We start from the raw sequence: 12,751 nt of genomic DNA on the forward strand, positions 1-12,751 counted from the left end.
ACGCCCGCCAACCCAAAGAAGACTAGCTGCTGCGGTCCACCACTGCGTGGGCAAAGTTGGTCAGTGAGGCCTTCACTACGCCCTCCGGCAGCGGGTCCAGGGCGGCAACTGCCTCGGCGGACCACTGGCGGGCAATCTTCCAGGACTCCTCGGTGACGGGGTGCTCGCGCAGACCGGCAACAACCTCAGCCAGAGCCGAGTCGGAGGACAAGTCGCCGTCCACCAGTTCCAGAAGTGCACTGGCCGAGGCATCGCCCGCGGCAGCATCACGGCGAAGCAGCAGGACAGGCAGGGTGGGAACACCTTCGCGAAGGTCGGTGCCCGGGGACTTGCCGGACTTGACCTTCACACCGGTGACATCGATGACGTCGTCGGCGAGCTGGAAGGCGACGCCGACCTTCTCGCCGTACTCCACCAGCAGGTCCTCGAAGGACTCGTCTGCACCGGCGAAGATCGCGCCGAGCTGGCCGGACGCTGCAACCAGTGAGCCGGTCTTGTCAGCAATGACGGACAGGTAGTGCTCTACGGGATCTTCGTCTTCGCGAGGGCCCACGGTTTCGTGGAGCTGGCCGAGGCACAAGCGCTCAAACGTGCGGGCCTGGATACCAAGGGCACGCGAACCGAGCTCGGACACCAGGATGGAAGCGCGAGCGAAGATGAGGTCGCCAGTAAGGATGGCCACCGAGTTGCCCCACACCTCGTGGGCAGTGGGAGCACCGCGGCGGAACGGAGCTGAGTCCATCACGTCGTCGTGGTAGAGCGTGGCAAGGTGCGTCAGTTCCACCACAACAGCGGCCTGGACAACCTCCGGACGTGAAGCATCGCCGAGGTGGGCACACAGCAGAGTAAGCAGCGGACGGATGCGCTTTCCGCCGGCTTCCACCAGGTGGCGCGACGTCGCGTCAGCCAATGGGTCCGAGTTGGAGATGGCTTCGCGGAGCTTCTTCTCCACCCGGGCAAGGTTGGTGGTGATGGCAGGGCCGAGCTCGGGATCGCCCGCAATGGCAGCGAATCCGGCGGGCAGCTGGAGTCCCGTTGCGATTGCAGTGGTGTTGGGAGCAGGCTCGACAGCCTGTGGCAAGCCGTGCCCGGCATGCGTCCAGCTGTGTTCGGCAGAGTTCGTCACGGGTTAACCCTAACTAGTTGTTGCGGAAACCGCGGAGTCGGTGCCTGCCGGCGTAAGGGCGCTGGCAGGGGAAGTGTTGGACGTAGCCGGAACCAGCATCTCGAGGACCCGGATTACGCGGTCTTCGAAGCCCTTGGCGGACGGATCCGTGAGATTCGCGAGCATTCGAACCACAAAGCGCATGAGCACCGGAATTGGCATGCCCGTGCGCAGTGCAAGTTTCATCACGGCAGGCTTCCCGATCAAGGAAGCAAACATCCGGCCAAGCGTGAAGTGCGATCCCCACTGGTCCCGCACATAGTCCGCGTACCGCGAAAGGTGGGCATCGGCGTCGTGCGTGGACCAACCGGCCGAAGCCGACCGCGAAGAAGCGTCAATCAAGAACTCGGCCGCGAACCGGGCCGACTCCATCGCGTAGGAAATGCCCTCTCCGTTGAACGGGGACACCATTCCCCCGGCGTCGCCCAGCAGGAGCAGCCCGGGTGAGTAGTGCGGCGTGCGGTTGAAGCCCATGGGCAGCGCCGCGCCGCGGATCTCCCCCACCTGGTTTTCAGGCGTGAAGCCCCAATCGGAGGGCATGCCGGCGGTCCATTCGCGGAGAACCTGCTTGTAGTCGAGCTTGCCGAATTCCTTGGACGAGTTCAGGATGCCGAGGCCCACGTTGGACGTCCCGTCGCCAACACCAAACACCCAGCCGTAGCCGGGCAGCGGCTTGCCGGACTTGCCGGGAAGTTCCAGCCAGCCTTCCATCCAGTCGTCGTCGTGCCTGGGCGAGGTGAAGTACGTGCGCACCGCGACGCCCAGCGGACGGTCGTCACGTTTGTGCATACCCAGCGACACGGCGGTTCGCGTCGAGTTTCCGTCCGCGGCTAGTACGACGTCGGCGTGGAAGTCGCGCGTTTCGCCGGTCTTGCGTCCGGACTCGTCCAGGATGGAAGCCCGGGCACCGATCACCCGGCCATCTTCAGCCGTCAACGCGGAGGTGACGCTGTGACGTTCAAGCACGACGGCGCCCGCGGACTGAGCGTGACGGGCCAGGTCCTCGTCAAAACCGAGGCGCGTCCGGATCAGGCCGTACGTGGGAAAGTCAGCTACCTCGGGCCAAGGAAGTTCAATAGTGCGGCCGCCGGCAATGAGGCGGAGGCCCTTGTTGCGCCTCCACCCTTCGGAGACCGCGTGGGGCAGCCCGAGCTTCTGGATCTCGCGGACGGCGCGCGGAGTCAGGCCATCGCCGCATACCTTTTCACGAGGAAAGGAAGTCTTTTCCAGCACCGTGACATCGATGCCCTGCTGGGCGAGGTAATACGCAGCGGTGGACCCGGCCGGGCCCGCGCCAACAATCAGTACTTTCACAACGTCCTAATTCAACAGGCAGTGCTGGTTAGCCGGCTTGGTGGCGCGGCTTTATCTGGCGGCGGAGCTTTGCCACGGGAACACTTTCGCGGTGCTCGCCGGGCTTCTGTGCACGGTGGACAGCAACGATGCCGCCGCTGAGGTTGCGGTACGTGATGTCCGTCCAGCCGGCGTCACTGAGCCACTGGGCCAAGTGGTCCTGGTCCGGCCAGGCACGAATGGACTCGGCGAGGTACACGTAGGCGTCCGGGTTGGAGGAGACCTTGGTGGCGATGGCCGGGAGCGCGCGCATCAGGTATTCGGTGTAGAGGTTGCGCCACAGCGGAACCACGGGGTGGGAGAACTCAGCGATGACCAGGCGGCCGCCGGGCTTGGTGACGCGCAGCATTTCCTCGAGGGCCTTGCGGGGTTCCACCACGTTGCGGAGGCCGAAGGAAATGGTGGAAGCGTCGAAGCTGTTGTCAGAGAACGGCAGGTTGGTGGCGTCGCCGGCGATGAAGTCAATGTCCGGGCGGCGGCGCTTGCCCACTTTGAGCATGCCCAGGGAGAAGTCGCAGGCCACTACGTCCACGCCGGCATCAGCGTAGGGTTCGCTGGAAGTTCCTGTGCCGGCAGCCAGGTCAAGGACCTTCTGGCCTACCTTCACATCCATGGCGTCAACCACGATCCGCCGCCAACGCCGCGTCTGCCCCATGGACAGGACATCATTGACGACGTCGTATTTTGGGGCGACATCATCAAACATCGTCGCAACTTCGTCCGGACGCTTTTCCAAGGATGCTCGGTTCACCCTGTAATTGTCTCAGACATTCAGCCGACTTTGCTGCGCTGTAGAAGTCGGCTCAGATTCTGGCTGCGCGCGGGAGTACTGTTGTTCCATCATGACGAGCACGCTCCGTACCTTGACAGTCCCCCTCGATGTTGAATCATCCTCCGGGGGGCTGCCGTCGTTTCTGGTGCGGGACGACGTCCTTTGCTGGTCCCGCCGCGAGGCCGGCCTGGTGGGCTACGGCGAGCTAACGCGCTTCAATGCCACCGGCCCCGAGAGATTCCTTGAGGCCGATATCTGGTGGCGGCACCTCATTCTTGAGGCGGAAATCACGGACCACGTTGAGGTCCCGGGCACGGGCCCTGTGGCTTTCGGCTCGTTCGCCTTCTCCAAAACCTCTCCGCACGTTTCCCGCCTGATTCTTCCCGAGCTGGTGGTTGGCATCCGCGACGGCCGCGCCTGGGCCACCCAGTTAACGTTCGACGACGGCCCCCTCACCGAGGCGGGCGTCCTCGCCTCGGTGGACCGCTGGCTCACTGAGCCGGAGCCCAACGGTGACGGTACAGCGGCAGGAGGGTCCGACGTCGGGCTCTCACCGGAGGCGGTTGCTGCGGACGGTTCCGCGGGTCACCTTAGCCGTGGTTCCCTGAGCGAGGCTGCCTGGATGCAGGCAGTCTCCAACGGCGTGGAGGAGATCCGCGCCGGGATGCTGGAGAAGCTTGTGCTGGCGCGCGACGTCGTGGCCAACCTCCCCGAGGGCGTGAACGCTGCGGAGGTGCTTCGTCAGCTCGCCGCAAGGTACCGGGAATGCTGGACGTATGGTGTGGATGGGCTCGTGGGTGCTACGCCGGAGATGCTGATTCAGGTGGAGGGCCGCACTGCACAGGCCCGCGTGCTGGCAGGAACCTTGGATCGCCGGGATGCCGACGGCCTGGACGGCTCCCCCATGGAATATGCGGAACGGGTGTTGGCCGGTTCGGAAAAGCAGCGGCACGAACACGAGATCGCCATCGATTCGCTCACGCGGCAGTTGGCTCCTTTCTCGGAGGCGATGAATTCCCATAGCGAACCGTTCATTCTGGAGCTGCCCAATGTGTGGCATTTGGCCTCGGACGTGAAGGCTGAGCTGGCGGATATCGAGGGACACGTTCCCACTTGCCTGGCCCTGATCAACGCTTTGCATCCCACGGCGGCGGTCTGCGGAACGCCCACGCTGATAGCTGGTGCGCTGATCCGCAAACTCGAACATCTGGACCGCGGCCCGTACGCCGGACCGGTGGGTTGGCTGGACGCGGCGGGCAATGGTGAATGGGGCATCGCACTCCGTGGCGCTGTCATTGAGGATGCCAACACGGTGCGCCTGTACGCAGGTTGCGGGATCGTTGAGGGCTCCCAGCCGGAGGCCGAATTGGCCGAGACGTGGGCCAAGTTCCGGCCAATGCTTGAAGCGCTGGGCATCAAGCGCTGAATCTGGGATCCCAGACTAGGCTGCTGCTGGGGAGGTTGATAACTGGGTAAACTTGTTATCCAATAGTGAAACTTCGTTTCCTGTGATGCACATCTCACGTTCGGCGCTACACTAAAACCGACTCAGTTCAGCATCCACCGCAACAAAAGGTAAACAACATGCAGATCTCCCGTTCGGTTCTGTCCGGCACCAAGATTGCCGCCGTCCTGGCAGCCGGCGCCCTGGCCCTGACCGCCTGTGGTGGTTCCTCCACTCCCGCCGCCTCCTCCGAGTCGGGCCTCAAGCTCATCAACGCCGGCAAGCTCACGGTTTGCTCGGACGTTCCTTACGAGCCCTTCGAATTCCAGAAGGACGGCAAGATCGTCGGCTTCGACATGGACATCGCCGCCGAGCTCGCCAAAGACGTCAAGGCCGAGCTCAACGTGGTGGACAGCTCCTTCGAAGCCATCGAGACCGGCACCGCACTGACCGGTTGCGACGTCTCCATCTCCTCGATCTCCATCACTGACGTCCGCAAGAACGTCATGGACTTCTCCACTCCTTACCTGGACGACGACCTGACCCTCGTGGCCACGTCGGCTTCCGGCATCGAGAACCTCGATGGCGCAAAGGGCAAGAAGGTGGGCGTCCAGCAGGCCACCACCGGCGCCCAGTACGCCAAGGACAAGGGAATTGACGCCCAGCAGTTCGAAGACTCCGGCCTCCTGGTCCAGGCCCTCAAGGCCGGCACCATCGACGCCGCCGTCGGCAACCAGTCCGTCCTCGGCTACGCCATCAAGGACGATTCCAACCTCAAGCGCGTTGAAGACTACGCAACGGGCGAGAAGCTGGGCATCTCCATCAAGAAGGGCAACACCGCCATGACGGATGCCGTGAACGCCACGCTGAAGCGCATCACCGACGACGGCACCCTGAAGAAGTTCGAGACCACCTGGTTCGGCGAAGCCACCAAGTAGTCCGAGCCCCGGCTCCCCGAGATCCACGCAGGCGGGCCCCGAAACGATCTGTTCAGGTCCTTTCGGGGCCCCACCTGCGCAACATGAATGCGAGAACCCCCATGGCAATGACTGCACGTCAACGAGCCAAAGTCAGTTTGTACGTCCAGGCCGGAATCTTTGTTGTGGCCGTGGCCGCCGTAATTATTGCCGTGGACTGGAAGACGGTAGGCACCAGCGTCTTCAACTTCGCCAAGATCGGCCCGATGTTCCCGGATATCTTCCTGGTGGGCCTCAAGAACACCCTCATCTACACGGCCCTCGGCTTTATTGTGGGCCTGTCCGGCGGCCTCCTGCTCGCCTTGATGAAGCTCTCCTCGTTCCCCCTGTACCGCTGGCTTGCCACCGGCTACATCGAGTTCTTCCGCGGCGTTCCGGCCCTGCTGGTGTTCATCGCGTTCGGCTACGGCGTTCCCCTGGCCTTCGGAATCCAGTGGGACGTCAACATCATCGTGATGGTGTCGCTGGGTATGGTCGCTGCCGCATACATCGCTGAAACACTGCGCGCCGGCCTTCAGGCTGTGCCCAAGGGCCAGATGGAAGCCGCCCGTTCGCTGGGTATGCCGCACTGGCGGGCCATGGTTTCCATCGTCATCCCCCAGGCGTTCAAGATCGTCCTGCCGCCGCTGACCAACGAGATCATCCTGCTTACCAAGGACTCCTCGCTGATCTACGTCCTGGGCCTTACCGCTTCCCAGTACGAGCTCACCAAGTTTGGCCGCGACGGAATCTCCAGCCTCGGTGCCGGCCTCACGCCGCTGCTCGTGGCGGGAGCCTTCTACCTGGTCATCACCATCCCCTTGAGCCTCCTGGCACGGAAGTTCGAAAGCCGCTCCGCGCGGACCAAGCGATAGGCAGGACAGTCATGAATAACTCCACTGGGAGCACGGCCACCGTTCGCGCCGCCGGCGTAAATATCAAGGATCTGCGCAAGTCCTACGGCAGCAACGAGGTCCTCAAAGGCATCTCGTTGACGGTTGAACCGGGCCAGGTTGTTTGCCTGATCGGACCTTCGGGTTCCGGCAAGTCCACTCTCCTTCGCTGCGTCAACCTGCTTGAGCAGCCGAACGCGGGCACCATCAACGTGGGTTCGTTTGAAGCCACCGACCCCGATGTAGACCTCAACAAGATGCGCCGAAGCGTGGGAATGGTGTTCCAGCACTTCAACCTCTTCCCGCACCTCAGCGTCCTGGACAACTGCACCATCTCCCAGACCAAGGTCCTCAAGCGGTCCAAGTCCGAGGCTTCGGATGTGGCGCGCCGCAACCTGGAACGCGTTGGCCTGGGACACCTCGCCGATCGCTTCCCGGACCAGCTCTCCGGTGGCCAGCAGCAGCGCGTCGCCATCGCACGTGCACTTTCCATGGACCCGCAGCTCATGCTCTTCGATGAGCCCACGTCTGCCCTGGACCCCGAGACCGTAGGCGACGTCCTTGCCGTCATGCGCAAACTGGCCCAGGAGGGCATGACCATGTTGGTGGTCACGCACGAGATGGGCTTCGCCCGCGAAGTTGCCGACCGTGTGGTCTTCATGGACGCCGGCGTTGTGGTGGAAGAAGGGCCGGCGGAGAACGTCATCAGCGCCCCCACCCAGCCCCGAACCAAGGAATTCCTGCGCCGCGTCCTCGACCCCACGCACATTGGCGTCGAGGAGGCCTAACCTCACGCATCTTCGTTCGCGCCACTGAAACGGGAGGGCGACACCCATATTTGGGCGTCACCCTCCCGTTCCCGTCTCGCCTACGAATTTGGGTGTCCTAATGAAGCACGACGGCGGCGGGGAACCCCGGCTGCCACAAGCTCGCGTTCCAGCCTGCCAACTGTCAAGTCACTCCACACCAACCGGAACACACTTCGGCCGGTGGCGCGGATGGCATTCTCGCGGTCCTTTTCTTCGATCACTGCTTGGGAAGGCGTACGTCCCTTCAAGTACTCCGCCTTCATGTACTTTTCGCGGCCATCGAATTCTCCCACCAACCTGACGTCCTTCCAGTAGTAGTCCGTGTAGACGACCCCTACTTTCGTTCGAACTTCATACTGCAACTCGGGAGCAGCGAAACCGGCGAGGTGCATGAGTCCCCTGCAGTAGGATTCCCCCGGCGAACCTGAATTTTTAACAGCGAACTGAACAACCGCTGCCACGCGTTTGGCGGCAGCCTTCGAATACCGGGCATCAATAGCATTCAACAGTTCATCCTTCGTTACTGGTTTGCGACGACGTCCAGGGGATAAAAGGAAATCCATGGGAACAACGGCCTCGGCAAATGGCACGGAGGCTGCGATGTCCAATGCCGTCCTGATCCGGCTGGTCACCAGGAATCCGTTCGTTTCCGCAGCTTCCTGGTGACCGTCGCTGACATAGTGCCGTCGAACACCTGCCCTGGACCTCCCTCCGCCGGCGTAGGAACTGAGCGCGTGAATGGGTTGTCGTCCGAGGATGGTCGGAATGCCATGAATGCTGGCCGCGGAATGGTGTGAGAACACGGTGGCGGACGTGAATGTCTCCGCCGCCGCCTCGACCCTCAGGGCGTAGCGATCCCAACTCTCCAACAGCGCCCACTTCTGTGCGTCGACATACACCCCATGCCTGATTCTCACGAGCCTTCCCGCCTTGGCTGCCTCTGACAGTTTCCGGGAATCCCCGCCGATGAGTGACAGGTCCTTGGCGAGGATCAATTTGGGTAGGCTCCGCATAGCACCAGCCTTCGGCTTTGCCGGTGCCTTGAGTAGGCTCTATCCGCCGTATGTGGAAACTCCCGACCCACCGCCGCTGCTGACACGGACCAATGACACCCAGATTCGGACGCCGCGCAATCCGGTTCACGACGCTCAAAGTCTTAGCTGACACCCAAATTCACGGGGGATACCCGAATCCGCGCAGCGTGGATCTGCATGCGCAGCGTTCGCGGATTTTGGAGTCGCAGGCGTATTTGGGTGTCGCCGGGGACTAGCCAGCTGTCAGGACTTGGCCCACTGCGGCCGAGATGGCGTCCTTGATCCGGGCATGGAGCTCGCGGAGGCCCGCCCGGTCCACGCGCACCTCCACAATGGTGCGACCCTTCAGCGGCGACTTCAGGGCCGCGGCGAGTTCCGCCGTCGTGCTCACCGCTTGGTGTCCGACGCCGTACGCCGCGGCGAGTGCCGCGATGTCCACTGAGTGCGGGGTGCCAAAGAGGCGCTCGACGGCGGTGCCGTACGCGCCTGAGTCCTCAACCGCCCCGTGTTCGAGGAGACTGAAGATGGCGCCGCCGGAGTCGTTGAGCACCACGATGCGGAGGTCCGGCACAGGTTCGCCATGGCCGAGGAGCAGCCCGCCGGCGTCATGGAGGAAGGTGACGTCGCCCAGGAGGACCGTGGTTTCGCGTCCGCTGCCCAAGGCGATTCCGGTGGCCGTGGCGATGGTGCCGTCGATGCCGGCGAGGCCACGGTTGGCGTACACCGTAGCGATGGGTTCAGTGTGAGGTTGTCCAGCGAGGTCGACGTCGCGGATGCCGTTGGAGGAACCGAGCACCAGCTGTCCGCGGGAATGCTCCCAGACGGTGGCCCCGACTGATGGTCCGTTGGCGAGGCTCTCCCCCGACAACACGCCATCGAGGCCATGCTGGGCGGCAGCGCCCGCGAGAAGCCAGGAATCGAGCCATTCGGCGGAGCCACGCCCGGCAAATTCGGCTAGCTCGGGCAGCGTTTCGATAGGGGTTTCACGCCGCCGGCCGGCCTCGTACCAGGCAACCGGGACGGGCTGGTAAATGGCGGACTCAACAGACTCACGCGCCAGGAGGGCGGCCACCGGGCGGGAGAGAGTGGCCCGGCCAAACAGGACCACGCGCTCGATCGGCGTCGGCGAATCAGGTCCGAAATGTGCCAACAGTACCCGGTATGGCCCCACCGCGTTCGGCCCGAAGCGTGCGTTCGATGAAGGTTCCGCCAGCAGCGGCAGGCCATGGGCGCGGGCAAAAGCCTCCGCGACAGGGCCTGCGTCGTGGCCCGCGAGGACCACGGTGCGTCGCTCGACGAGGTGGGTGGATGCTGCCGGAAGATCCAGCGCTTGGGGACCGGCGTCGTAATGGAACACCCCGTGTCCTGCGGCGACCGGAAGGGCGTCGCCGTCTGCCGGTACCAATGGATCGCGGAAGGCAAGGTTCACTTGGGCGGGGCCCGGAGGGGTGTCTTCGAGGGCCCCGGTGGCTGCGTAGAGTGCGGTGGCAACAGCCTTCTGTGGGTGGTCACCGGCCGGGACGTCGACGGCGAATCGCACGTGCTCGCCGAAGAGGTCCAGTTGGATGGTGGTCTGGTTCGCCCCGGTTCCGTGAAGTTCTTCGGGCCGGTCTGCCGAGATGACGATCACGGGGACAGCTGAATGGTTGGCTTCCATGACCGCAGGCAGGAGATTGCCCACCGCTGTACCGGAGGTAGTGACCACAGCCACCGGCGCCTCGGTGGAAAGCGCCAGGCCCAAGGCTGTGAACCCGGCGTCCCGTTCGTCGATGCGCACGTGGAGCCGCACGCGGCCTGCAGCTTCCGCTTCCGCAAGGGCGTAGGCCATGGGCGCTGAACGCGAACCCGGCGCCACCACCACGTGCCGCACACCGCCGTCGAGCAGCGCTGTAACGGCGATCCGGGCGGCGCCGATGGATGTTAGAGAGTCCTGGGAAGTCACCGTTCCAGTCTATTGGCGCTCCCGGCCCCAAACGCTCGCTCACATCCCGGCCCCAAACCGGCAGGCCTCTCTCACTGGTGCTGGCGGGCTTGGGCGACAGGGAGCCGCGGGAAGTGAAAGAGCGACCAGGCCAAACACCAGGGATGTGCGAGAGCGACGGGTCCAAACAGGCGGGACGCGCGAGAGCGACGGGTCCAAACACGGGGGATGTGAGAGAAGGTTCAGGGCGACAAAATGCTCCCCCACCCGGGGAACCGGGAGGGGGAGCATTCGTCAGAATCCGAAAGGATAGTCGTTACTTGCGGAAGACCTGCACCACGGAGGGACGCGGAGCCCTCGCCGCGCCCGCTGCGGGTGTAGCCCCGGCAGGCACGTAGTCCGGGAAGAAGGAGTTCTGTGCTGCGAACGAGCCGTCCTCACCGGGGTGCTGCACGGCGACGAACACGGTGCGCTCTTCGTCGTGGATGATCGGACCACAGGTTTCGGCGTCGCGGGGAACGGCGAGGAACTGCTCCACCTTGCCGCGCTCAGGACCTTCGAGGGTGACCTTGAACAGGCCGTCCGCGTAGCCGATGGTGCCGGGAGCGCCGTCGGTGGAGATCCAGAGGTTGCCCACAGAGTCGAAGGCCACGTTATCGGGGCAGGAGATGGGCGAAACCTTGTCGGCCGGGAATCCGGAGAAATACGTGGAGGTGTTCTTGGCGGGATCGCCGGCCACCAACAGGAGGTTCCAGTTGAATTTGGTGCCCGTCTGCTCGCGTCCTTCGGTGATTTCCACGACGTGGCCATCGCGGTTCAGGTTGCGTGGGTTGACCTCGGTGGCGCCTTCCTTGCCGGCCTTGCCGCGATCGGTGTTGTTGGTGCAGGCAACGTAGACCTTACCCGTGCGCGGGTTGGGCTCAACATCTTCGCAACGGTCCATCTTGGTGGGCCCAACCTTGTCAGCGGCGATACGGGTGTAGACAAGGACCTCAGGCACGGTCATGCCCGGCACAGCCGAGGTGCCGTTGACCACCAGCGGCAGCCATTCGCCGGTGCCGTCGAAGGCACCGTCTGCGGGAAGCTTGCCGGTACCGTCAATGTCCGCAGGAGAGTCACCCGTGAAGCGAGCCACGTAAAGGTCGCCCTCGGAGAGCAGGCCCATGTTGTTCTTGCGTGCTTCCTTGGAGTCACCGGCCTGGTACTTGCCCTTGGAAACGAACTTGTAGAGGTAGTCAAAGCGCTCGTCGTCGCCCATGTAAGCAACTACGTGACCGGAAGGGGCGACGATGACGTTGGCGCCCTCGTGCTTGAAGCGGCCCATGGCGGAGTGCTTCTTGGGGGTGGAGGTGGGGTCGAAGGGGTCCACTTCCACGATCCAGCCGAAGCGGTTGGTTTCGTTGGCGTAGCCCGAGTTGCGGGTATCGAAGCGCGGCTCATCAAGTTCCCACTGACGAGTGGTTGCCTTCGAGGAAATTCCGTAGCGCTTGTCACCGTCGCTGGTGCCAGGGGCAGCGAAGTAGCCGTTGAAGTTCTCCTCACCGGAGAGGATGGTTCCCCACGGGGTTGTTCCGCCGGCGCAGTTGCCCAGCGTGCCCTTGATCCAGCGGCCGGCGGGGTCGTCAATGGTCTTGACCAGGTTGGTGGCGGCTGCCGGTCCGGTCAGCTCGTAGACAGTGTCGGTAAGGAAACGTCGGTTCAGGGGTGCGCCCTGGACGTAACTCCACGGCTTGTTCTTGTTCTTCCGCTCGAGTTCCACCACGGCCAGCCCGTGTCCGGCGCGGCCAATTGCCCGCGCCTCGGCCGGGTCGAAGCCTGCGGGGAGCATGATGTTCTCGTTGGTGTACTCGTGGTTGCTGAAGAGCACGGCACGGCGATCCTTGGATCCGGGGATCGGCAGGATATCCGTGTAGTCGTTGTTGTAACCGAACTGGCGTGCTTGGGCTGCTGCAGTCTGCGCGTTGAGGTCAAAGGCCGGCGAGTCGGCGAAGAGGGGGTCGCCCCAGCGGATGATCGGCTTCCAGTCGAACCCCTCGGGCACGGTGAAGGCGTCTACTGCAGCGTCCACCGGCTTGATGGCAGTGAACTTGAGCTTGGACTTGTCGAAGCCCTTCTTGGCGGCATCAGAAAGTCCATTGCCGGAGTCGGCCACGGCGGCGTCACCACCAGTCACGGCGCCACCAAGGACGATGGCGAGCGCTCCTGCTGCGCCGAGCCCCAGGGCTGCGCGGCGGGACATGGCCGTTGAAGCGATATCGCGGAAGTATCCGTTGGCGCTTGTGTTGCAGACATCGCCCGAGCAGGCGTTGTCGCACTTCAACGCGCAGGTGACAGCGCTGCGCTTGCCTTTGGTGTGGCCGAGCATGGGGAGCAGCGGAAACGTGCGTCCGGTGGTTTCAGACAT

General features: G+C 63.8%; 10 protein-coding genes. 4 read left to right on the forward strand and 6 right to left on the reverse strand.

The window, feature by feature from the left end:
- Positions 1-22 precede the first annotated feature (22 nt).
- Genes AC6CH8_RS14445 through AC6CH8_RS14455 form a run of 3 tightly spaced genes read right to left on the reverse strand, consistent with a single transcriptional unit; the run spans position 23 to position 3,269 of the window.
- Positions 23-1,126, reverse strand: coding sequence for a polyprenyl synthetase family protein (locus AC6CH8_RS14445; RefSeq protein WP_091469256.1), 1,104 nt, complete (start codon positions 1,124-1,126; stop codon positions 23-25).
- A gap of 9 nt (positions 1,127-1,135) precedes the next feature.
- Positions 1,136-2,479 (reverse strand): geranylgeranyl reductase family protein, encoded by a 1,344-nt coding sequence (locus AC6CH8_RS14450; protein WP_091469258.1) that lies wholly within the window; start codon positions 2,477-2,479, stop codon positions 1,136-1,138.
- A gap of 28 nt (positions 2,480-2,507) precedes the next feature.
- Positions 2,508-3,269 carry a demethylmenaquinone methyltransferase gene (locus tag AC6CH8_RS14455; protein ID WP_498191268.1) on the reverse strand — a complete coding sequence of 254 codons (762 nt, stop codon included), beginning with the start codon at positions 3,267-3,269 and terminating at the stop codon, positions 2,508-2,510.
- Between the two features lie 91 nt (positions 3,270-3,360).
- Between AC6CH8_RS14455 and AC6CH8_RS14460 the strand changes: the two genes are divergently transcribed.
- The 4 genes from AC6CH8_RS14460 to AC6CH8_RS14475 all read left to right on the forward strand — a co-directional run bounded on the left by AC6CH8_RS14460 (position 3,361) and on the right by AC6CH8_RS14475 (position 7,371).
- Positions 3,361-4,716, forward strand: coding sequence for an isochorismate synthase (locus tag AC6CH8_RS14460; protein ID WP_498191269.1), 1,356 nt, complete (start codon positions 3,361-3,363; stop codon positions 4,714-4,716).
- A 158-nt stretch (positions 4,717-4,874) separates the two neighbouring features.
- On the forward strand, positions 4,875-5,672 hold the full coding sequence (locus AC6CH8_RS14465; protein WP_017197161.1) for an ABC transporter substrate-binding protein: 798 nt from the start codon (positions 4,875-4,877) through the stop codon (positions 5,670-5,672).
- Between the two features lie 101 nt (positions 5,673-5,773).
- Complete coding sequence (locus AC6CH8_RS14470) at positions 5,774-6,565, forward strand: amino acid ABC transporter permease (protein ID WP_017197162.1); 792 nt, start codon at positions 5,774-5,776, stop codon at positions 6,563-6,565.
- An 11-nt stretch (positions 6,566-6,576) separates the two neighbouring features.
- Entirely contained in the window at positions 6,577-7,371 is a 795-nt protein-coding gene (locus tag AC6CH8_RS14475; protein ID WP_179019556.1) for an amino acid ABC transporter ATP-binding protein, read from the forward strand.
- An 80-nt stretch (positions 7,372-7,451) separates the two neighbouring features.
- Here AC6CH8_RS14475 and AC6CH8_RS14480 read toward each other — a convergent pair whose 3' ends face one another.
- From AC6CH8_RS14480 to AC6CH8_RS14490, 3 genes are all read right to left on the reverse strand, one after another.
- The gene (locus AC6CH8_RS14480; RefSeq protein ID WP_498191270.1) at positions 7,452-8,405 is read right to left on the reverse strand and encodes a hypothetical protein; all 954 of its coding nucleotides are present in this window, start codon (positions 8,403-8,405) and stop codon (positions 7,452-7,454) included.
- 253 nt (positions 8,406-8,658) lie between these two features.
- Entirely contained in the window at positions 8,659-10,368 is a 1,710-nt protein-coding gene (menD, locus tag AC6CH8_RS14485; protein WP_091469268.1) for a 2-succinyl-5-enolpyruvyl-6-hydroxy-3-cyclohexene-1-carboxylic-acid synthase, read from the reverse strand.
- 295 nt (positions 10,369-10,663) lie between these two features.
- Entirely contained in the window at positions 10,664-12,751 is a 2,088-nt protein-coding gene (locus AC6CH8_RS14490; RefSeq protein ID WP_498191271.1) for a PhoX family protein, read from the reverse strand.

It is taken from the genome of Paenarthrobacter sp. GQ52 (genome assembly GCF_059759005.1).

Coding starts and splice junctions, on each gene's coding strand:
- AC6CH8_RS14480 (WP_498191270.1), bottom strand. CDS start 8,405: ATGCGGAGCCTACCCAAATTGATCCTCGCCAAGGACCTGTCACTCATC.
- AC6CH8_RS14465 (WP_017197161.1), top strand. CDS start 4,875: ATGCAGATCTCCCGTTCGGTTCTGTCCGGCACCAAGATTGCCGCCGTC.
- AC6CH8_RS14460 (WP_498191269.1), top strand. CDS start 3,361: ATGACGAGCACGCTCCGTACCTTGACAGTCCCCCTCGATGTTGAATCA.
- AC6CH8_RS14470 (WP_017197162.1), top strand. CDS start 5,774: ATGGCAATGACTGCACGTCAACGAGCCAAAGTCAGTTTGTACGTCCAG.
- AC6CH8_RS14475 (WP_179019556.1), top strand. CDS start 6,577: ATGAATAACTCCACTGGGAGCACGGCCACCGTTCGCGCCGCCGGCGTA.
- AC6CH8_RS14490 (WP_498191271.1), bottom strand. CDS start 12,751: ATGTCTGAAACCACCGGACGCACGTTTCCGCTGCTCCCCATGCTCGGC.